Genomic DNA, 21,136 nt, shown 5'->3' on the forward strand with positions numbered 1-21,136 from the left:
TCTGGCGACAACCAAATGACTAAAAAAAAAGACTAAAAACAAAAAGTCAGGCGATGGCATCCATTTTATTGTAATATACAAGATTAAAAACCTAGCTCTCCCTTAATCAAAAATGGAAGTTGTTCCGTGATTTTTTCTATATCCCAATTCCACCACTGAAATTCGAGTAATTTAGTGATTTGGTCCTCGGTAAACCTTTTTTTGATAAATTGTGCTGGATTCCCTCCTACCACGGTGTATGGTGCTACGTCTTTAGTTACTGTTGCATTTGTTGCAATAATTGCTCCATCACCTATGGTAATACCAGGCATAATCGTAGCCTGATGACCAATCCAAACATCATTCCCAATTATAGTATCACCTTTACTAGGATAAGCAGCACCTTGCATGGCAGCTGCCCAATCGCCGCCAAAAATAGCAAAGGGATAGGCCGTAAGTCCCGAAGTCATGTGATTCGCTCCATTCATAATAAAAACGACTCCAGATGCAATCATACAAAATTTACCAATAATCAATCGATCACCTATAAAGTCGAAGTGATATTTTACATTTTTTTCAAAATTATAAACATCTTCAAAATCGTCATAGTACGTATAGTCACCAACAACGATATTGGGATTAGTTATAATGTTCTTTAAAAAACACAATCGCTTATAATCAGTTAAAGGAAACTTTAAATCCTTATCGGGTATAGCCATATAAAATTTAGTTTAGTAACGGGTGGCTAAAGTATTATTTAATTAGCAGTTTCTCTGACTACCTCTACTTGTTTTATGGTATCTACAAATAACAAAATTGAATTTATACGTATTTTACTAAAAACAATAACACTAGATTCCCCAATCAGAACTGCAAGTTAGCGGAAATTTTACATCGCTTTATGCTGTAGTAATCTTATCTTTGAAATTACAATCATTGTATTTATGGGAGATCAGAAATTAATCGCTTTTAGAACCGTTGCAGAAACCCTAAGTTTCTCCAAAACAGCTGATTTATTATTTGTAAGTCAACCAGCTATTTCCAAATCAATACGCGAACTCGAATCGGAATTTGGATTACAGCTCTTCCATCGAAAAGGAAATAAAATAACCCTAACCCACGATGGTAAAATTTTAAAAAAGCAGGTCGATACCATTCTTTCTCAATATCAAGAGTTGTATAGTCAGGTCGCCTCACTAAAAAACTCCTTCCCCACTCATGTTAAACTGGGTGCTAGTACAACCATTTCACAATATGTATTGCCACAGCTCTTACCTCAACTAAAAAAAACCTTTCCGTTTATCGAATTGGAACTGCTCAATGGAAATACCCAAAAGATAGAAAAAGAAGTTCTAAAACAAAACATTGAACTCGGTTTTATCGAAGGGCAATCGCAGAACAAACAACTGAAGTATCAGTTTTTCATGAAAGATGAATTGGTTGTGATTGCTCACCACTCCAACCCAATCAGTAAAAAAGACAGCCTAAGTAGAGAAGCCTTTTTAAAGACTCCCATAGTGTTACGAGAAATTGGATCAGGAAGTCTTCAAGTAATACAACATTTTTTAGAAGCCCAAAAAATCAAGTTAAAAGATTTGACTATTGAAATGCATTTGGGAAGTACAGAGAGTATCAAAAAATACCTAGAACACTCTCATTGCCTGGGAATCGTATCTATACAAGCCATTCAGAGTGAATTAAAAGAAGGTACATTTAAAATAATTGATTTGGACGACATCAGTTTTGAGCGCAATTTCTATTTTATCACTTCCCATGGAAACAACAAACCTTATATTGAGAAATTAATCCATTTTATCCTTAGTCATCATAACTTATAGTTATATCAAATAACTTTTTACGTCTGGTATGTAAGTTTTTTTAAACGGAATTTTGTATTCATAAAACGTCACTATGAATACTCAATTGAAAAAAACAAGCTTTATAGCCATAGCAATTTTATGCTTAACCCCTTGGATAGAACCGCCTGTAGCGCTTTTATTGGGATTCGCATTTTCATTAGTTGTTGGACACCCTTTTATAAAGTACAACAGCAGGGTCACAAAGATACTATTACAAGTATCTATAGTAGGACTAGGCTTTGGTATGGATATTTACGAAGCAGCCAAAACGGGTAAAACTGGTTTCTGGTTAACGGTACTAAGTATATTTTTAACCTTGACGGTAGGTTTATTAATTGGATATCAACTAAAAGTAAAAAAGAAAACCAGCCTGCTAATTGCGTCAGGTACGGCAATTTGCGGCGGAAGTGCTATTGCTGCTATATCTCCAGTTATCGATGCCAACGAAGAAGAAACCTCTGTTTCACTTGCTACCATTTTTATACTTAACTCCGTTGCCTTATTTTTATTCCCTTATATAGGAACCCTTTTAGAACTGTCTCAGCAAGACTTTGGGTTGTGGGCCGCCATCGCTATACACGACACCAGTTCAGTAGTCGGAGCCGCACAAAAATACGGTGATGAAGCACTCCATATCGCTACGACAGTCAAGCTGGCGCGTGCCCTTTGGATTATTCCTATTTCTTTGTTAATCAGCTTATTTTATAAACAGAAGAAAAGCAAAATAAAAATCCCCTATTTTATTTTTTTATTTGTACTGGCCATCGTGATCAATACTTATATAGCCATCCCCGAAACCATAACCAACGGAATTGTGTTTATCTCTAAAAAAGGTTTAACCCTTACTCTATTCTTTATTGGGGCTGGTTTAACCTTAAAATCGCTAAAAAGCGTAGGAATTCAACCTTTATTACAAGGGGTTCTATTATGGTTATTTATTTCCATAACCTCTTTATATGTCATTGTGAATCACTTCTTTTAAAGCTATAAAAAAGCCCAGCAATGCTGGGCTTCTTTTTATCACTTATGGTTTAGCCAATAAATATTTAATGACATATTCGGCAGAATGCAAGCCGAACAATGCAGGCATCCAACTGTTGGTTCCGAAAAAAGATTTTTTATAGTTCAATCCGTCTGTCAATTTCAAACTATTTTCATCTGGAGTCTCCATTGAAAACACCGTTTTCACACCTGTCGAAATCCCTTCCTTTTTCAATCGTTTCCTAATTTGTTTTGCCAACGGACAAACCTCCGTTTTACTAATGTCTCTAACAACAATTTTACTTGCAGTCATTTTACCACCAGCCCCCATATTACTAATTACCTTAACTTTTTTCCGTTTGGCTGCCAAAATCAGATGAATTTTAGGCGTAACACTATCGATACAATCCAAAACAAATTGGTATTCTGTAGTAACTACCTCATGGGTGCGTTCAGGAGAAAGAAATTCTTTGATTCGCGTTAGTTGTAAATCTGGATTAATATCCAACAAACGATCCCCCACTATATCTACCTTGGCTTGTCCGATTGTTGAGTGTAATGCCGGTAACTGGCGGTTGATGTTGGTAACATCAACGGTGTCTCCATCAACTATAGTCATCGAACCTATTCCTGCACGAACCAAAAATTCAGCGGCAAAGGAACCAACGCCCCCTAATCCGACTACTAAAATATTAGCGTTTTTTAATTTTTGCAATCCTTCTTCCTTAAATAACAAGGCTGCTCTTTCCTGCCATTGACTCATGCTAATACATTCCTTAATTTTTTTGAAAACCCAAATACTTCTAGAGCGGTGTTGACAATTTGTTGTTCTACTTCTATTATTTTGACAGCTTTAATTTCTGCCGCTTTCTCATATACCTCATATAATGACTCTTCCATGGTATCGGTTTCTAAAAAAAAACGATTATGGGGAACTGCTTGAAAAACAGCCGCTAAATTTTCATTGCGCAACAAGTATTTACCAAAGGATATATAACAGTTATTAGCGAGTAATTGCTCCATGACTTGCACATTTTTAGAAAAACCATGAATCACAAAGGGTACTGTTATTTGAAGTCTACTTTTGATTTCCAACAGTTCTTGAAAAGCACTTACACAATGAATAATCACCGGCTTTTGATATTGTTCAGCCAATAGTAATTGTTGTTCAAAAACACTTATTTGTATCGATAAAGCTGTTTCAATACGCTTGTCCAATCCACATTCCCCCAAAGCCAAACAAGAATCACTTTTTAAATGGTCTTCAATAATTATCAAATTTTCGGGCAACTCATCTAGCTCTATATACCAAGGATGGATTCCAATGGAAAAAAAAGCTGGTTCTTCTCCCAAATCGTTTGGATATTGATTTACAATATCCAAAACGTTTCGTTTATTCGATAACTGATGTGTATGAAGATTGATTTTCATCGCACTTTATTTTAATCCTTGCAGACTATTTTCAATAGCCGTGATTTTAGAAAGGGCGTCAGCTTCTTTTTTGCGTTCGATATCAATCACTTTTTCAGGAGCTCCACTTACGAACTTTTCATTTGCTAATTTCCCTTGTACCGACCTTAAGAAGCCTTTTAAATATTTTAATTCCTCTTCTAATTTTTCGATTTCCTCCTCAACGTTAACCGTTCCTAAAATAGGAATAAAGTACTCGTTGGCCTGCACGCGATAAGACAAAGCGCCTGAAACCTGATCGGTAACATAGGTCAAGTTTTCGATGTTCCCTAATTTCTGTATCACTACATCAAAAGCAGTAGATGCTTTTTCGTTGTTGATGATTTTTAAATCGATTAACTCTTTAAAAGAGATGTTTTTATCTTTTCTGATCGTTCTAATTCCCGCAATAACTCCTTGTGCAAAATCAAAATCTTTGATGATTGCTGTATTTACCGTTTTCATCTCTGGCCAAGTCGAAACAATCAAAGCTTGTTCTGGAGTTCGCTTACTGATATGCTGCCAAATATCTTCCGTCATAAACGGCATAAATGGATGTAACAACTTCAGATTATTCTCCAACAATTCTATAGCCTTACCGTAAGTCGTAGCATCTATTGGTTGTTGATACCCCGGTTTTATCATTTCCAAGAACCAAGAACAAAAATCATCCCATACCAATTTATAGATGGTCATTAAGGCATCCGAAATACGGTATTTTTCAAAATGATCTTCAATTTCGAGCAACACCGCCTGAACCTTGGCTTCATACCAAGCTACAGCGACTTTAGAAGCCTCTGGCTGCACTATAGTTTCTGAAACCTCCCAACCTTGGATTAGCCTAAAAGCATTCCACACTTTGTTGGTAAAGCCTTTACCTTGGTTACACAATTCTTCATCAAAAAGAATGTCATTACCTGCAGAAGCACTTAACAACAGTCCCACTCGAACACCATCAGCGCTAAATTTTTCAATCAATCCTAAAGGGTCTGGTGAGTTTCCTAATGATTTGGACATTTTACGACGTTGTGCATCTCTAACAATACCCGTAAAATAGACATTTGAAAATGGTTTCTCTCCAGTATATTCATAACCTGCAATAATCATTCGCGCCACCCAGAAGAAAATAATATCTGGACCGGTTACCAAATCATTCGTTGGATAATAGTATTTAAACTCTTCGTTTTCCGGTTCCGCAATTCCGTTGAAAACAGACATAGGCCACAACCAAGAAGAAAACCAAGTATCTAATGCATCGGAATCCCGTCTTAAATCGGTTAGCGCTAACGTTGGATTATTCGATTGTTTCTGAGCTAGGACAAGTGCTTCTTCAATTGTTTCAGCAACCACAAAATCTTCCTTCCCATCACCGTAGTAATAGGCAGGAATTTGGTGCCCCCACCACAATTGACGAGAGATATTCCAGTCGCGAATATTTTCCAACCAGTTTTTATAAGTGGTATTATATCTACTTGGATATAATTTAATTTCCTCTGTTTCCAAAACCGCTTTTAAGGCTGGTTTTACCAACTCTTCCATTTTCAGAAACCATTGATCTGAAAGTCTTGGCTCAATAACTGCTTTTGTTCTTTCAGAAGTCCCCACATTATTCATGTGAAACTCTTCTTTTTCCAAAGCTCCTATACTCTTTAATTCTTGAGCAATTTCTTCACGTACAACAAAACGGTCTTTACCTTGATAATGTAAACCCAATGAGTTTAAAGAAGCATCGGCATTTAAAATATCAATAATTTCTAAATTATGACGTTCTCCTAAAGCTTTGTCATTGATATCATGAGCGGGTGTTACTTTTAAACAACCCGTTCCAAATTCAACATCTACATAATCGTCAAAAATAATTGGGATTACTCTGTTACAAATTGGCACTATGGCCTTTTTTCCCTTTAAATGAGTATAACGCTCATCATCAGGATGAACACAAATAGCGGTGTCGCCCAAGATGGTTTCTGGACGCGTAGTCGCAACAATCAAAAACTCGGAACTGCCTTCTATTTGATATTTTATGTGGTATAATTTCCCTTGTCTTTCTTCATAAATCACCTCTTCATCGGACAGGGTTGTTTGTGCTTCAGGATCCCAATTAACCATACGATATCCTCTGTATATCAATCCCTTTTGATATAAATCAACAAAAGATTTGATAACTGCCGCTGATAACTCAGCATCCATAGTAAATTTGGTTCGGTCCCAGTCACAAGAAGCACCTAGAGTTTTCAGTTGCCCCAGTATGGTTCCACCGTATTTTTCGGTCCAATCCCATGCGTGTTTTAAAAATTCTTCTCTAGTAAGATCATTTTTATCAATCCCTTCAGCTTTTAACTTGGCAACAACTTTTGCCTCAGTCGCAATAGAAGCATGATCGGTACCCGGTACCCAACAAGCGTTGAATCCCTTTAAACGAGCACGACGAATCAATACATCCTGAATGGTTACATTCAACATATGCCCCATATGCAATACTCCCGTGACATTTGGTGGAGGAATGACTATGGTGTACGGAGTTCTATGATCGGGTTTGGAATGGAAATACTTATTTTCCATCCAATAGGAATACCATTTCTCTTCTACTTGTTTAGCGTCAAATTGCGTCGGGATTGTCATCTATATATACTTGTTATTTAATAAATTCGGATTTTAAATATATTCCTATACTTCCAAAAACCAGTTTAAAAATTTCAATAATTTTAAATTCGAGGTCTTTGGTATGTTTTTTGTATTTAATGTACAAAAATAATGATAAGTCTCCAAATATAAAAACAAAGTTTCAAGTGTACTTTATGAAAAAAAATTTGTGAGTTAGTCAAAAATTTTTAATTTTACGAATCAATAACAAAAACGATAACAATGAAAAAATTTCTAGGATTGGTTGCCTTATTTTTAGTAAGTGCAATTTCATTCGCTCAAACAGGACCGAAAATTGAATTTACTGCAGAAAACAACACTATTGATTATGGAACAGTAGTTCGTGGTCAAGATAGTGGGTTGAGGACTTTTGAATTCAAAAACACTGGTGATGCGCCTTTAATTGTTACTAATGTTCAATCTACCTGTGGTTGTACAGTTCCGTCAAAACCGGAAGCTCCAATTATGCCTGGTAAAACTGGTAAAATTGATGTGAAATACAACATGTCAGTAGGAAGAATCAGTAGAACACTTACTGTTGAGACCAATGCAACAAACTATACAGATGGTAAAGTTGCTATCCGTATCAAAGGGGAAGTTGTAGAAACTAAATAATTAAACTTATATAAAGTTCAAGCTGTCTTATTTCTAAGACAGCTTTTTTTTTGTCTTGTTTTAAAAGGCAATTTTATAAACCTTTATTAGATACTAAATATCAAATAATGCATTTTTTGCAAATGCTTCTACTAAGGGCACTTTGTCTTTTATCGTTAATTTTGAATCAAACCCTTTGATGTGCTTGACATGATGGATATCGGAACCTACAAAATCGATGAATCCCGAATTTAAAAGATATGCTGCTGTTTCGGCAATTTTACTACCGTAATAACCCGTCACGGACAACAAATTTAATTGAAATAAACAGCCGGCTCTTTTTAATTTTCTAAACACATCCAAATTATTGTGATAAAAGTTATAGCGCTCTGGATGTGCTAATACAATTTCGTATCCCGCTGACTTCAATTCGAATAAAATATCAAATAATTGCATGGGTGGATTGATATACGACATTTCAACCAATACATAATTGTCTTGTAAAGTAAGTAATCGTTCGGATTTAATTCGTTTAGAAAAACTATCATCCATCAAATATTCAGAAGCGACTCTCAGTTTAAGAGCTAGTGTTTCCTGAGGCAAAACCCGTTTCACTTCAAGTTCTTTTTCCAAGATCATCTCTTTCGTATTATCCCAAATATATGGTGTAGTATGAGGTGTTGTAATTGCTTTTCCAAAACCAAAATTCACCATTGATTCTATTATAAACTTGGTGTCATCTGGAGTTTTGGCACCATCATCTATACCAAATAGTAGATGGGAATGTATATCTACAAATCCAGTAGGAATCAAATCTTTTAAAATCGGTTTTGACTTAAAAAATGAAATCATAAATTAGTGAGTTTTTATATGCGTAATGGTAATTTATACAAATATCACACCAATTTCATATTATGCTTTACGCTTTTCCACATTAATCTGTTTGAATAACGCCCAAAGCGTTAATATTACCAAAGGTAAAGTCAACACAAGCTTCTCAGACGTTAAATTGACAATTATAAAAAGGATGACTGTTAATCCAATAAGTCCGTAAATTCCCTGTTGAACATTGCCCCATTTATTTCTTTTACTCAAAAAAGGCAACAACAATAATAACGGATTACACAATAAGGGTGTATTGTTATATGCGAGTTCCACATGTGAGGAATAAAAACTTATCAAGACCAGCAAACACCCCAAAAGTCCTATAACTACAAAATAAGCATAGCGAACCCACGTATATTTTAACAACAAAGCTAAAATAAAAATTGCTATTGCAAAAAAAGTATAAGTATTCCACCAGTTCTCTGTTTGTTCTGATTGCCTCTTAAAGACCTCAGTAGTTTTATCAACTAAAGGCTTTCCATCAACCGTTGTAATTGCCAATCCTTGCATAAACTTATCAGGTAAGAAAAGTAAAGCTGCCTTTTGATCCAACTGAGAACTAAAAACCAAATTTATTCCTAGTTTTTCAAAAAAATGCCCTTGAAGTGATTGATTTAATATATATCTATAGGATTCATCATGTTGTACCTCTTCAACCTCGATGGGCTGTAGTAATACTTTATTGAGTAAATCAACTACTTTTGTAGTACAATTTTGATGGATAAACTTATATCTATATGCCTTCTGATCGTCTTCTAATGATCGATTGAGCAATTGCCAAAGTTGTTGCTTTTGATTTTCGTTAAGAGTCAGATGCTGTTCATAAACCGGTCGGTCTTCATAGGCATATCCCATCACGAAATCACCATAGTCTTCATAACCTCCATAATAGAGCAAATCGCCTTTAATAAACTTCGCATAGAAATTCGGAGTAGAAAAATCAAACAAACCATAATTATACACCCGATTAACACGCATCAAGGGATCGTAAACTCTCAATGCCGTATGTCCAAAAAGTGTATATAATTGGCTGCCAGTTCCAACAGTTAGGATGCTTATCTCGGCTCGATTGGTTAATTCAGGATACAAGTTAGTAGAATCTTTGCACCAACTAACTATTGAAAGTAGTCCAAAGAAAAGGGATATAATAATTTTCATGTTTTAACGACTAAAAATATCTAAGTTGAGTTTTAAAGAAAAAACATTAGAATACAAGGCGACACTTTGATCTCCGATATCGGTAAGCGCATAGTCAATTTGTATTCCTCTATATTGGAATCCAACACCGATATTGGGTTGAAATCCAATTTTTTCTGAACCGTCTAGTTGTGTAGTGTTCTGAAAATTACCGATACCACCTCGAACAAATACCATATCTGTATAAGCAAATTCAGCCCCAATAGTAGGACTAACGCTAAAACCCTTAGTTGAAATTAAAGCTTGAGTTTCTGCAAACTCCATATTGATTCCCACAGCAGGCAGTACTGAAAAATCGTCGGTCAAATTAAATTTACGAGCCATCCCAAATTGTAATTTAGGCATTGTAATCTCCGTTGTTTCTGGTAGTTCTGAATTCTGTCCAGGAATAGCATTACTAATTTTTTCGAACTCTTTTTTATTGATAGACCACATATTATAAGTGGTTGTAATATCCCTTGCCATAAGAGCGTATTTCCAACCGGAATTCGTTTGATATTGAGCACCAATATCAAAACCAAATCCCCATGAATTAGCAAATTTTCCAATAATTCTTCTAATTATTTTTGCATTGACTCCTATCGAAAGTCCTTCTATAGGTAATTTACGAGCATAAGAAGCTGTAAAGGCATAATCTGCTGTTGAAAAAAGGCTTATTCTATTGTAATCAATATTTCCGTTTTGATCAATCAACTCGGTAGTATTCATAATGTCGTCCACACCAAAGCGGATTAAGGAAAGCCCCACGGCACTTTTTTCATCTATAGGCATGGCAAAAGCGACGTAGTCGTATTGCGCTATATTTGCAAAATAACTCGCGTGCATTAAACTGAGCTGTTTGGTATCTAAATGGATCAATCCGGCCGGATTCCAATAGGTTGCATTAACATTGTCGGTACTTGCTACTACACTATTGGCCATTCCCATGGCTGCAGCATCAACTCCAATATTCATAAACTCGTTAGAATATTTCCTAACTTTTTGAGCATGAATCGTTCCTGTCACTAACAGCAGGCTTAAAAGTAATATATTTTTCACAAGAATATCATTTTATACAAAGATGTAATAAAAATCTCAAATACTAAACTCCATTTTAATTTTACTTATTCATAAGTTTTATAATACATTTGCATTAAACAGTTATAATCGTTGTCAAACCCATTTTTGAAAACAAAAAGCTATGAGTATAAAAAAACACATTCCCAATGCAATTACTTTATTAAACCTTACTTCCGGTTTAATCGCGGCAATTTACGCCTTTGACGATAACCTACATATGGCCTTTTTCTGGGTTTGTTTGGGGATATTCTTTGATTTTTGGGATGGATTTACGGCGCGTCTTTTACATGTTAAAAGCGAATTAGGAGTTCAATTGGATTCGTTAGCGGATATGGTAACCAGCGGAGTTGTTCCAGGAATCATTATGTACAGACTTTTAGCGAGCATACAAGAAAATCAAGAGATTTATAATTTATCTCCAGAAACCTATTATATGGGAGTTATTCCTTATTTGGGCTTTATCATCACTTTAGGTTCTTGCTACCGATTGGCTAAATTCAATATTGATACCAGACAGACCGATTCTTTTATCGGCCTTCCTACACCCGCCAACGCCTTGTTCATTTTGAGTTTGCCGATGATTACATCTACAACCAATCTAGAATGGATTATAACGCTATTAAGCAATCCGTACGTTTTAGTTGCTATCAGTTTATTTAGTGCTTTTATAATGAATGCAGAGATTCCGTTATTTTCTCTAAAAGTAAAATACGGAAACTGGGCAACCAACAAAATACAATACCTGTTTTTAATCTCTTCAGCAGTGATGCTGTTATGGCTTCAATATTTAGCCATTCCTATCATCATCATGTTGTATATCTTTTTATCCGTAATCATGAATAAGATGTTAAGTGCTAAAAAGCCTTAGAAATCTTCGTAAAATACATTTAAAAACAAAAGAGAGTAGCCCGATAGGACTACTCTCTTTTTTGTTTTTAAAATTTAATCCTTCCAATTATTTCCAATTGCGGACTTCATCTTCTAATTCCTCTTTTGTTTTACCCGTTTTCTCTTGCAATTTACCTATAATTTCATCAAACTTCCCTTCGGCAAGTACTTGGTCGTTATCAAACCATTCTCCATACTTTTGCTTAAAAGCGCCTTTAACTTGATTCCATTTTCCTTCTAATTCGAGCTTATTCATAAGTTTTGTATTTTGGTTAGTCTTCTAAAATTACCTTTTTATCGAACACACTCCTGTTAATTAATTACTAATTTAAAAAAACAAAATCCAAAAAACCAATCTAAATGCGGTGATTCTAGTAAAAAAACTTGCATAACACTTATCAATATGACAAAAAAACACTTGTACTTCCTATAAAAAAACAAGGCTGCAAGCGTTTTTTAATTCTAAAAACCACATTTATAAAATCTCTATTTCTTATTGAGCATACGCTTTTTAGCATAAACACCAATTAAACTACAAAAGACACTAACAACTATACTTACGACTAAAAATTTAAGATTTAGCAAATTACCCAAGTGCCCTTCAAAAACATATTCAACCAGTATATTCGAAAAAAACAAACTAAAGGAAAAAAAAACAAAAAATTTTAAAAATTGTATATACATAATTTCTACCATTGCATTATTATAGAAATGGACGAAGCGCCTATACCAGTAACCAAAGCACCTTTACCCCCACCTAGAATTGCTCCTACAGTAGCTCCTACAGCATCACATGCAGCAACTTTCCACCATCTTATCCTATTATTCAATAACCACTTATCACTTTCAAATTCAAAACAATACTGTTCAAATCTACCTTCCTCTCCTTCAGTAATAGGAGACCAAAAAATCAAAGAATGTCTTAAAGTAACAAAGAAACTATAAATCACTTCTAAGTCATTTTCCTGAAATTTTAAATCCACTAATCGTTCACGTTGATCTATTTCTTCAAGCATCCTAAAAAGATTACCTTCGCTTTTATCCAATAAATTAATTACTTCTAAAATTTCCTTCTTTACTATCAGACCGCTTCCATTTCATCATGATGTCATTTAAAATGAAATTATGATCTTCACCTACAGTTTCCATTGGGTTTTGAAAAATTCGATTTGTTTTTAATTTTTCTTCTAATTGATTGTCCGAAGAAGAACACGAGACAAACATAAACACACCAATAAAGACATACAAAAAGTTTTTCATAATATATATATTTAAAGTTTACATACGAAAAATAAAAAACTTAAATAAAAAGAACAAACTTTTCTTGTTTTTTAACTTATAGATAATAAGCACACTAACTAAAAAAGAACTCAAAAAACAACACTAAACCGGTATTACTTTTGTAATTTCTTCTTTTAAATCGGTCTAATCAAAAGCAATATTTAAGAGATTAAAAGTCGTCTTTGATTATTCACCTCAAAAAGGTTTTAAAGATGATTGTCAAATCCAAGCGAAACGATTGATTTTGGAGATAGTCCAAATTCATTTTAACCTTATCAGGAAAAATAACTTCGTCGTTGTACTGTTTGGGATTTTTTTGTTGCGCTAATAATTGAGCTTCATTAAAATATTTTAATGAAGCCTCAGAGGTTAATCCGGGTTTTAGTTGTAATACTTGGCGTGCTTCTCCTACTAACAAATCATAATAGCCTGGTAAATCTGGGCGAGGCCCCACTACAGCCATATCTCCTTTAATGATATTGATTAACTGAGGAAGTTCGTCAATTTTAGATTTTCTAAAAAATCGACCTAGTCCACTCACCGTTTGTATGTTTTGCCCGTCAATTTTCCGCATGGTTTTTAATTTGTAAATCGTAAAGGGACGTCCATATCGTCCGATTCTCAACTGACAGAACAATCCATTTGAACGGGTATCTAAGGAAGCTAAAACCCATGCAAACAACAATGGAATCCATATAATAGACAGCAGCAACAGGGCCAATGTGATATCAAAAATTCGCTTACTCAAAACTTTTTATATATAAATTAAAAACAACAGTAGAATACCGTATCAGTCAACCACAAATTACAATTTAATCACAAAGAATTTTTATCAAAATGGAAAGGTAGTATATTGATTAATGAGGGCGACTCAATAACAGGCCCTTCAGCACCCATAAACAACATTCGAATCGGTTGCTCTTGTTTATTTTCATATTCCAAAATTGCTTGCCTACAAGCCCCGCAAGGCGGTATAGGGGTGACCGTAGGTTTTAAGTCCGAACTAGCCGAAATCGCAATGCTAAGCATCACCGCATTCGGATGTGTCGCACCCGCATAAAAGATAGCGGTTCTTTCGGCACATAGTCCCGACGGAAAAGCCGCATTTTCTTGGTTTGACCCAACGATAATAGTGCCATCGTCAAGCAATATGGCAGCACCAACACGGAATTTGGAATAGGGTGCATATGCCCGTTTTCTAACTTCAATGGCCGCTTGCATCAACTCTTGATCAATCAGAGTTAACTCTGCCATATTTTCGTATTCAAAAAAAGTAGAGGTCGATTTAATTTCCTTCATCTGCTATTTATTTTAGACAAAAAATCCAAACTAATATAAGTTTGGATTTTAATGTTTTTATAAGATTTTTGTTTAATTCTTGCTGTATTTTCCTCCAAAATTGAAAGCCAAAGAAAAACGTAAAGTATTTTCTAAAGGATTATTGATTTTTGATGTTGAAAACAAATAAGATACATCAACAGTAATGGTATTGTATTTAAAACCTGCTCCTAAAGTAGCGTATTTTCGAGCTCCTTTAAGTTCATTTTCATTAAAATATCCAACTCTAAAAGCAAAAGCATCTTCATACCAATATTCAGCACCTAAAGCCCAAGCAAACTCTTTCATTTCTTCAGACATTCCACCAGGAGCGTCTCCGAATGATTTAAAAACACCAGAAAACCAACCTATATCATTATAATCTTGTCTTGATTTTGTTCTAGCTTCGTTGATTTCTTTTTCAGACAAAATACCATCCCCGTCTGAATCTATAAAATTCGGTATTTGTGGTGTAGGTACTAATAACTTATTAACCTCTCCATATACACTAACCGTATTATGAGCATCAAGAATAAAATCAAATCCTCCTCCCAATTTCAAATTAGAAGGAATAAAGCTCGCATCAAGCGAACTATCATCATATTTGATTTTTGGACCTAAATTTTGAAAATTAAATCCCGCTCTCCAACGGCCGTCGAATCCGTTAAATGACATCTGTTCAGACTCATAGTACCCAGCAACATCAACTGCAAAAGTATTGGCTGCTGAGGCATCTCCTCCTCCCATATCTTCTGGGACTTTTAGATTTGAACTTATAAAACGACCTGCCACCGCCATAGAGAATCGCTCGGTCAATTTTAGAGAATACGACCCGTCGATTGCAAATTCATTTGGACTTCTTGTAACTGGAACATCATTATAGTTTTGTCTTAGTTCAATATCTCCTAATCCAAAATATCTTAAACTAACTGCAAAAGCACTTCGTTCATTAAATTTATTAAAATAATTCAATTGCCCTAATGAAACATCACTGGCAATACTGGTCATATAAGGTGTATAACTAACTGCAAATCCCTGTTGTTGAGTTGCAAAAGCATATTTAGCTGGATTGTGTTGTTGAGAATAAATATCTACTGTAGTCCCTACTCCCATATCTCCCATACCTGCTGATCGTGCATCTGCTGCAATTTGCAAGAAAGGTACTCCTGTAGTGATTGCACGGGAGTCTTGATAATTTGCGGGAACCGGCATAGATTTTTGTGCTACTGCGAATTGTGAGCTTATCGCAACCATAGCAACTATTGTCGTTTTTTTCATTTATCACTATTTATATTGAACAAATATACTCTTTTCTTAAAGGATTACAAGTTTTTCTACTTTCTCTGATTTATGATTTGTAACGGTAGATTTTACAGTTAAACGGTAGATATACACACCTTTACCTATACGATCTCCAAAATCATCCAATCCATCCCATTTTATATCTCGTGACAAATTGCCATTTGTCGTTATGAGTTGATTAATTGTTTTAACTATTCTTCCAGTTACCGTCATGATTTGCACTTGTACTTCCAAGTTTTCAAACGGTCGGTTATGCGTAAACCAAAATTCGGTATAATTCACAAACGGATTTGGATAATTCAATACTTTTTCCAAACTAACCCCTTCTTCTTTTGAAACGGTAAATTGTATTTCAGAAGTCGTCAAGTTATTGTAAACATCCCAAGCCTTAAAAGAAAGCGTATGCAAACCGTTGGCTAAATCTTTTAAGGGGTAACTAATTTTTCCCTTTCTAAAATTGTCGGGCTCCGTTTCATAATAATCATTCATAATTAACGGGTTGGATTCATCACCATCCAATATCCCTGTTAAATCGTGACCAATACCACTAGAGGTATTTATCCCATTTTCATCTTCGAGAAAAGCCAAAAATACAGGCGATTCCGATGTGACACCTCCAGAAATAAACGATTCGTCATTCATAAAAAGCTTCACTACAGGAGGAATTTTGTCTTCAGGAGCATTTTTATTAATCCCTCCAATACTCACCTGATTGTTACTTCCTGTATAATCTAATCCCGTATCTTGAGCAGCATAGAAACTAACTTTCCCAGGTCCTACAGCAATTTTAATGTCTTTAGGTAAAACAAAATCAAAACTAAAAACACCCTGTTTTACGGTAGCATTTCCTCTAAAAATGGTTTCACCCAAGGTTTTAAAATCCATGATCCCCAAAACACCATTAATCAGAACCCCATCATTTCCTAAGGTTTTACGATCGATTTCCTTGTCAAAAATTTGAACGGCTAAAGCGCCATTAAATTGATTTAGAAACTGATCATTTTCATCTCTAAGTTCACCTGTCAACTTCACATATCCCAAGGCTTCTAAATTTCCTGTAAATTCAGCAAAAGGTATATCATTAATTTTTGTCAATTCAACTTTAGGCCTTGGAATAGCTAATTTTAAAGCTGGATCACCAATGTAAAACACCACATTTTTATCGCGCTGGGATGAATTGTTTTTAGTATTCATCAACGCTTCTGCTATTGTAGAGTAATTATCGGAATCCGGAAATAAATAATCGCTAAAACTCGCATTGATTTGTCGTCCTGATTCTATACCGATTTCTCTAGTTGTTGCAATCAATGCAATAGCACCACCACGTCTATTTTTATACATACTTTCCCCTCCGGTCAATCGGTATGGATTATCAAAACGCGTAAACTCACAAGTAATTGTAACAAAGAGTGGATATTTTTTATAATTATTTAATCGCTGTGCATCATCAATGGCAAAAATACGTTCATGTGCCAGTCCATCTTCCCCTCCATGTCCAAAATAATTGACAAACAACGCCCCGTTCTCAATCGATTCGATAAAATCTTTTTTGGCCTGCGGATAACGTTTACCGCCTGCTGCCGATTCCTGTAAATAGGAATCCATATGAATTTTCTTTACGTTCAAAAACGGTTTTTTTACCGAAACTTTATCAATCATGTCATTTAATCCATTTTGCAGTATAAAGTCGCCAGCAACATCAACATCATCCGACAGTGCCACTACCACATTCCTCCAACGACCTTGAGACTCTTTACCATTATAATCCAAAACCTTATCGACCATAGCATTAGCTTCATCAGCATGGGTTGCTAACATTCTTCCTACAGCCAAATCTAAACCATAATTTGTATCTACCATAAGTCCTTCGTCATCGTCCATCAATACGTAAAAGTCATCAGACATAAAAGTCGTGTAGGACGAAAAATTACTCCCATCTCCACCAGTTGAAGTTTTTAAACCCAAATTCATTCCATAAAAAACAGGAACCATATTGGTATTATTAGGTATACGGTCTTTATAGTCAAAAGAAGCATCTCCAAACATATTGACAAAACGAAGTCTCGTATCGGTACTAGACGCATTTTTATATACGTATTTGATAAAATTTCGTATAGCAGCAACATCTTGTTTTCCGGATGAAAACTCTTTGTAGATTTGATCAACGGTAACTACTTTTACTTTTAGATTATTTGAACTTCTGTGGAAATTCGCCAAACGTTCTGCCGAAGCTTTTAAAGCATTATTCGTGATAATTAAATAATCGACATCTCCCTCATTAAAAACGGCTCCTTTTAAATTCTGATTCGCCACCTTTGAGTTGGACAAAAGCAGTGGCTCATAAACATCGTTGTTGACTACTGTTGCATATTTTCTAATACTTCCCCCAGTGGCCTTAAAGCTGATGTTGTTTTGTCCATTATTAAACAAACTTTGTACATTATTTGTATCGGTTACATCCCATATTTGTGCCACTTGGCTCGCGTTGTTCATCACGTATAATACATTGCCGCTCTCCATGGCTAAAGCCTTATTACTAAACAGCAACTGAGCATTACCACCAGAAAGGTTTGCTGTATATTCCAATGCGATAAAATCCAAATACCCCATAGACGAGGGAACGCCACCATTACTATAATTTACCGCTACTGTTACAGCATTAGTGTTTATCGAGACATTTCTAGTAAAAAAATTCTCATATCCAGAAACGGTTTGCCCAGTTATTCTATTAAAACTTACCGATCCTAAATTTTGATTATTCAAAGTATAGGAAAAATTGGTGTTTCCAAAAGAAGCTGATGCAGCATTTATATTAACCTTAACCGGTTGGGAAGGGTCTAGATTAACCAAATTAAATGAAAAATTTTGCTGCTGTTGTACTCCAAAGTTTTCCCCAAACCACTTACGCCCCAAACGCCCAATATTAGTCAGGTCTTTTTCGTGGAACACATAGCCATCATAAGTAGTATATGTTTTACTCGCATTGCCAGAAGGCTGATATAATTCCGAAATCCTTTTACCCGGTTCCCCTCCATAGGTTAGAAAATAATAGGATTTGTTGTCATATAAGTTAAGGTGAGTCAAATTCTCTTCACTCCACTGATCAACACCTTCTCCATAAAACAATATATAATCCGAATCGTTAAAGGCACCATCGCCTTCACCGATAACTTGTATATTACTTTCTTGTAAATCATCGGCAGCTGCTTTTGAATTTACTAGGGGCAGCATACTACCGCCGTTTCCAAAAATTCGAATAGTACGGGGATCAACCCCTTCTGGAACTCCCATTCTACTCAAGAAAGCTTTGGATATTTTATAAACCCCGGACTTCTCTATATAGAATTGGAACCAATTTCCCGATTGTAAAACGGAATTGGAACGAAAATTATAGGCTGCATTCCTATTGGCATTTGCAACATACCCTCCTTCCTTATAAGTATAGGAAATCGAAGTAACTCTTTTTACTTGTTGCCCTTCTTTTATAATTGGGGCAAAGGAAAAGGACAAGTGTACGCGATCTCTAGCGAATACATTTTGTAGTTTTGCGTCGATGGAACTAGGTAAATCATTAACAGGCAGGTCTTTTAATTCAGAAATCCCAATGGATTCATAATTAACCTGGGTAATCATTAAGGATGCTGGATTTACCGCTGCCGAAACATTAACACTTTCAATATATAATAAAGTATTGGAAACTGGATTAAAATTATAATTTTGTGATTCGAAGAACGGAATTACCTTTGGTTCTAAAGCTTGCGCATAAGGTTTCGGATCTTGCCACGACAATTTAATCTCGCGATTTTGAGCGACGAGATGTATCGAAATTAAAAAGACAAAGAGGTAAAAGATATTCTTCATAATACAGTAAACGTTAATTTTTCCATAATAGTACATTCCGCTAAAATAAATAATTTAGAGGGCAATATTCAGCAAAATTACGCGTTATAGGACTATAAATTTGTGAACACCGAACAAATTTTAAGTTTTTTTTAAATATTTACGAAATATATATTGCTAATTAATCGTTAATTATTATATTGCGAGCAAATTAATTACCCACTTTAAACATGAAGATTAATAGACTTATGACATTGCAAGTGATTGCCGGAATTATAGCATCACTTGGTATTACTAGCTGTAGCAATACAAGTACTAAAGGAGTATCAACTGCAACTGGCTGGAAAATAAATGACAAAAAGGGAGGTTTTCAATACAACACCAACTACGGAGACCAACAGGCGCCGTTGGGAATGGTGACTATTGAAGGGGGAACTTTTACCATGGGAAGAGTCCAAGACGATGTAATGTACGACTGGAATAATAACCCTACTCAACAATATGTTCAGTCTTTCTACATGGATGAGACAGAGGTAACCAATGTTATGTATAATGAATACTTATATTGGCTTAAAACTGTTTTTCCTCCAAGTGACGAAAACTACAAACATATCTATGAGGGAGCCCTTCCAGACACTATGGTGTGGAGAAACAGACTTGGATTTAGTGAGAGTTTAACGACTTCCTATTTACGTCATCCTGCATATGCCAATTATCCTGTAGTAGGAGTAAGTTGGGTACAAGCAAATGATTTCGCTAAATGGAGAACAGATCGTGTTAATGAAGCCACTTTAGAAAAATCGGGATATCTAAAAAAGAACGCGAAAATTCTTGAAGCTTATGGAGATAATCACTTTAGTACTGAAACGTACTTAGCAGCTCCAGATGCTTTATACGGAGGAAATAGAGATATCGTTTTCCAAGGTGTAAGAAACAAAGCAAAAGATGGTAAGAAAAATATTTATGCCACACAAGAGTTTGGTTTATTTACCGCTGAATTTAGACTTCCTACGGAAGCTGAATGGGAATACGCTGCTGTTGGTTTAATCGGCAATAGAGAGTATAACTCATATAAAGGAAGAAAAAAATACCCGTGGGATGGTGCACATACTAGAACCGGAAAAAGAAAAGTTCTAGGAGATCAAATGGCCAATTTTAAACAAGGGCGTGCTGACTATGGTGGAATTTCTGGATGGTCAACTGACGGTGCAGATATTACTAACCAAGTTAAATCTTACCCTCCAAATGATTTTGGACTATATGATATGGCTGGAAACGTTGCAGAATGGGTAGCGGATGTTTACAGACCTTCTATTGGAAGTGAAGAAAATGATTTTAATTATTTCAGAGGAAACGTTTATTACAAAAATAAAATTGGCGCTGACGGAAAAGTGGAAATTGTAACTGCAGAAACCATTGTATACGATACCTTGCCAAACGGTAAGATAAAAGCACGTAACCTACCAGGACAAGTTGCTCAAGTATTGGTTGATGACTCAGATACTTTCTTAAGACAAAACTTTGATTCAAGCGACAATAGAGATTATAGAGATGGTGCATCAAGAGGTACTACTAAAGGCTACAATGCTCCAGAACACACCTTATTGGCTGATGAAAATGGAGACATGGTTAGAAAATACGATAGTAACAAACGTACTTCTCTAGTTAACGATCAATCTCGTGTTTACAAAGGAGGTTCTTGGAAAGACAGAGCATATTGGTTAGATCCTGCAACTAGAAGATTCTTTGCAGAAGACCAAGCGACAGATTATATTGGATTCCGTTGTGCCATGACGAAAGTTGGAGCAAAACCTTCTAAAAAAAGATCTAAAAATTAATACTATTATACTCTTTTAAAAAAA

Annotated in this window: 19 protein-coding genes; 5 read left to right on the plus strand and 14 right to left on the minus strand. The window is 35.3% G+C overall.

Annotation, left to right across the window (positions count from 1 at the left end):
- Positions 1-83: 83 nt before the first annotated feature.
- Positions 84-698 carry a CatB-related O-acetyltransferase gene (locus tag KO524_RS10260; protein ID WP_219293663.1) on the minus strand — a complete coding sequence of 205 codons (615 nt, stop codon included), beginning with the start codon at positions 696-698 and terminating at the stop codon, positions 84-86.
- A 225-nt stretch (positions 699-923) separates the two neighbouring features.
- Between KO524_RS10260 and KO524_RS10265 the strand changes: the two genes are divergently transcribed.
- Positions 924-1,817 (plus strand): LysR family transcriptional regulator, encoded by an 894-nt coding sequence (locus tag KO524_RS10265; protein WP_219293665.1) that lies wholly within the window; start codon positions 924-926, stop codon positions 1,815-1,817.
- Positions 1,818-1,890: 73 nt separating this feature from the next.
- Positions 1,891-2,820, plus strand: a complete 930-nt coding sequence (locus KO524_RS10270) for a YeiH family protein (RefSeq protein WP_219293667.1) — start codon at positions 1,891-1,893, stop codon at positions 2,818-2,820.
- A 42-nt stretch (positions 2,821-2,862) separates the two neighbouring features.
- Here the strand turns inward: KO524_RS10270 and KO524_RS10275 are convergent, their stop codons facing one another.
- Genes KO524_RS10275 through KO524_RS10285 form a run of 3 tightly spaced genes read right to left on the minus strand, consistent with a single transcriptional unit; the run spans position 2,863 to position 6,890 of the window.
- Positions 2,863-3,582 carry a ThiF family adenylyltransferase gene (locus tag KO524_RS10275; protein WP_219293669.1) on the minus strand — a complete coding sequence of 240 codons (720 nt, stop codon included), beginning with the start codon at positions 3,580-3,582 and terminating at the stop codon, positions 2,863-2,865.
- Complete coding sequence (locus KO524_RS10280) at positions 3,579-4,250, minus strand: TatD family hydrolase (RefSeq protein ID WP_219293671.1); 672 nt, start codon at positions 4,248-4,250, stop codon at positions 3,579-3,581. The genes KO524_RS10275 and KO524_RS10280 overlap by 4 nt, the downstream gene beginning before the upstream one ends.
- Positions 4,251-4,256: 6 nt before the next feature.
- Positions 4,257-6,890, minus strand: a complete 2,634-nt coding sequence (locus KO524_RS10285; protein WP_219293681.1) for a valine--tRNA ligase — start codon at positions 6,888-6,890, stop codon at positions 4,257-4,259.
- A 243-nt stretch (positions 6,891-7,133) separates the two neighbouring features.
- Here KO524_RS10285 and KO524_RS10290 point away from each other — a divergent pair, with 243 nt between their 5' ends.
- A complete protein-coding gene (locus KO524_RS10290) occupies positions 7,134-7,526 on the plus strand; it encodes a DUF1573 domain-containing protein (RefSeq protein ID WP_219293683.1) in 393 nt (130 codons plus the stop codon).
- A gap of 93 nt (positions 7,527-7,619) precedes the next feature.
- On the opposite strand, the gene KO524_RS10295 is transcribed toward KO524_RS10290, so the two are convergent.
- The 3 genes from KO524_RS10295 to KO524_RS10305 are packed head-to-tail and all read right to left on the minus strand — an operon-like array spanning position 7,620 to position 10,625.
- Entirely contained in the window at positions 7,620-8,357 is a 738-nt protein-coding gene (locus KO524_RS10295) for a tyrosine-protein phosphatase (RefSeq protein ID WP_219293685.1), read from the minus strand.
- Positions 8,358-8,417: 60 nt separating this feature from the next.
- Positions 8,418-9,548 (minus strand): DUF4105 domain-containing protein, encoded by a 1,131-nt coding sequence (locus tag KO524_RS10300; protein ID WP_219293687.1) that lies wholly within the window; start codon positions 9,546-9,548, stop codon positions 8,418-8,420.
- Between the two features lie 3 nt (positions 9,549-9,551).
- The gene (locus KO524_RS10305; protein ID WP_219293689.1) at positions 9,552-10,625 is read right to left on the minus strand and encodes a PorV/PorQ family protein; all 1,074 of its coding nucleotides are present in this window, start codon (positions 10,623-10,625) and stop codon (positions 9,552-9,554) included.
- Positions 10,626-10,773: 148 nt separating this feature from the next.
- Between KO524_RS10305 and KO524_RS10310 the strand changes: the two genes are divergently transcribed.
- Positions 10,774-11,514, plus strand: coding sequence for a CDP-alcohol phosphatidyltransferase family protein (locus KO524_RS10310; RefSeq protein ID WP_219293728.1), 741 nt, complete (start codon positions 10,774-10,776; stop codon positions 11,512-11,514).
- Between the two features lie 87 nt (positions 11,515-11,601).
- Here the strand turns inward: KO524_RS10310 and KO524_RS10315 are convergent, their stop codons facing one another.
- The 7 genes from KO524_RS10315 to porU all read right to left on the minus strand — a co-directional run bounded on the left by KO524_RS10315 (position 11,602) and on the right by porU (position 19,295).
- On the minus strand, positions 11,602-11,790 hold the full coding sequence (locus KO524_RS10315) for a CsbD family protein (protein WP_219293691.1): 189 nt from the start codon (positions 11,788-11,790) through the stop codon (positions 11,602-11,604).
- A gap of 433 nt (positions 11,791-12,223) precedes the next feature.
- A complete protein-coding gene (locus KO524_RS10320) occupies positions 12,224-12,550 on the minus strand; it encodes a hypothetical protein (RefSeq protein ID WP_219293693.1) in 327 nt (108 codons plus the stop codon).
- 34 nt (positions 12,551-12,584) lie between these two features.
- On the minus strand, positions 12,585-12,794 hold the full coding sequence (locus tag KO524_RS10325) for a hypothetical protein (RefSeq protein WP_219293695.1): 210 nt from the start codon (positions 12,792-12,794) through the stop codon (positions 12,585-12,587).
- A gap of 211 nt (positions 12,795-13,005) precedes the next feature.
- Complete coding sequence (locus KO524_RS10330; protein WP_219293697.1) at positions 13,006-13,563, minus strand: sugar transferase; 558 nt, start codon at positions 13,561-13,563, stop codon at positions 13,006-13,008.
- Positions 13,564-13,631: 68 nt separating this feature from the next.
- The gene (gene cdd, locus KO524_RS10335) at positions 13,632-14,114 is read right to left on the minus strand and encodes a cytidine deaminase (RefSeq protein WP_219293706.1); all 483 of its coding nucleotides are present in this window, start codon (positions 14,112-14,114) and stop codon (positions 13,632-13,634) included.
- Positions 14,115-14,186: 72 nt separating this feature from the next.
- Positions 14,187-15,410, minus strand: coding sequence for a type IX secretion system outer membrane channel protein PorV (gene porV, locus KO524_RS10340; protein ID WP_219293708.1), 1,224 nt, complete (start codon positions 15,408-15,410; stop codon positions 14,187-14,189).
- 36 nt (positions 15,411-15,446) lie between these two features.
- Positions 15,447-19,295, minus strand: a complete 3,849-nt coding sequence (gene porU, locus KO524_RS10345; RefSeq protein WP_219293710.1) for a type IX secretion system sortase PorU — start codon at positions 19,293-19,295, stop codon at positions 15,447-15,449.
- 209 nt (positions 19,296-19,504) lie between these two features.
- On the opposite strand from porU, the gene gldJ reads away from it, so the two are divergent.
- Positions 19,505-21,112: a gliding motility lipoprotein GldJ gene (gene gldJ / locus KO524_RS10350; protein WP_219293712.1), complete on the plus strand. Its 1,608-nt coding sequence runs from the start codon at positions 19,505-19,507 to the stop codon at positions 21,110-21,112.
- The last annotated feature ends 24 nt before the right edge of the window (positions 21,113-21,136 follow it).

The organism is Flavobacterium sp. NKUCC04_CG (assembly GCF_019345525.1).
Taxonomy (GTDB): Bacteria; Bacteroidota; Bacteroidia; order Flavobacteriales; family Flavobacteriaceae; genus Flavobacterium.

What these genes read in the sequence shown, in the direction of transcription:
- KO524_RS10260 (WP_219293663.1), bottom strand. Translation starts at nt 698, where the DNA reads ATGGCTATACCCGATAAGGATTTAAAGTTTCCTTTAACTGATTATAAG.
- KO524_RS10265 (WP_219293665.1), top strand. Translation starts at nt 924, where the DNA reads ATGGGAGATCAGAAATTAATCGCTTTTAGAACCGTTGCAGAAACCCTA.
- KO524_RS10270 (WP_219293667.1), top strand. Translation starts at nt 1,891, where the DNA reads ATGAATACTCAATTGAAAAAAACAAGCTTTATAGCCATAGCAATTTTA.
- KO524_RS10275 (WP_219293669.1), bottom strand. Translation starts at nt 3,582, where the DNA reads ATGAGTCAATGGCAGGAAAGAGCAGCCTTGTTATTTAAGGAAGAAGGA.
- KO524_RS10280 (WP_219293671.1), bottom strand. Translation starts at nt 4,250, where the DNA reads ATGAAAATCAATCTTCATACACATCAGTTATCGAATAAACGAAACGTT.
- KO524_RS10285 (WP_219293681.1), bottom strand. Translation starts at nt 6,890, where the DNA reads ATGACAATCCCGACGCAATTTGACGCTAAACAAGTAGAAGAGAAATGG.
- KO524_RS10290 (WP_219293683.1), top strand. Translation starts at nt 7,134, where the DNA reads ATGAAAAAATTTCTAGGATTGGTTGCCTTATTTTTAGTAAGTGCAATT.
- KO524_RS10295 (WP_219293685.1), bottom strand. Translation starts at nt 8,357, where the DNA reads ATGATTTCATTTTTTAAGTCAAAACCGATTTTAAAAGATTTGATTCCT.
- KO524_RS10300 (WP_219293687.1), bottom strand. Translation starts at nt 9,548, where the DNA reads ATGAAAATTATTATATCCCTTTTCTTTGGACTACTTTCAATAGTTAGT.
- KO524_RS10315 (WP_219293691.1), bottom strand. Translation starts at nt 11,790, where the DNA reads ATGAATAAGCTCGAATTAGAAGGAAAATGGAATCAAGTTAAAGGCGCT.
- KO524_RS10320 (WP_219293693.1), bottom strand. Translation starts at nt 12,550, where the DNA reads ATGCTTGAAGAAATAGATCAACGTGAACGATTAGTGGATTTAAAATTT.
- KO524_RS10325 (WP_219293695.1), bottom strand. Translation starts at nt 12,794, where the DNA reads ATGAAAAACTTTTTGTATGTCTTTATTGGTGTGTTTATGTTTGTCTCG.
- cdd (WP_219293706.1), bottom strand. Translation starts at nt 14,114, where the DNA reads ATGAAGGAAATTAAATCGACCTCTACTTTTTTTGAATACGAAAATATG.
- porV (WP_219293708.1), bottom strand. Translation starts at nt 15,410, where the DNA reads ATGAAAAAAACGACAATAGTTGCTATGGTTGCGATAAGCTCACAATTC.
- porU (WP_219293710.1), bottom strand. Translation starts at nt 19,295, where the DNA reads ATGAAGAATATCTTTTACCTCTTTGTCTTTTTAATTTCGATACATCTC.
- gldJ (WP_219293712.1), top strand. Translation starts at nt 19,505, where the DNA reads ATGAAGATTAATAGACTTATGACATTGCAAGTGATTGCCGGAATTATA.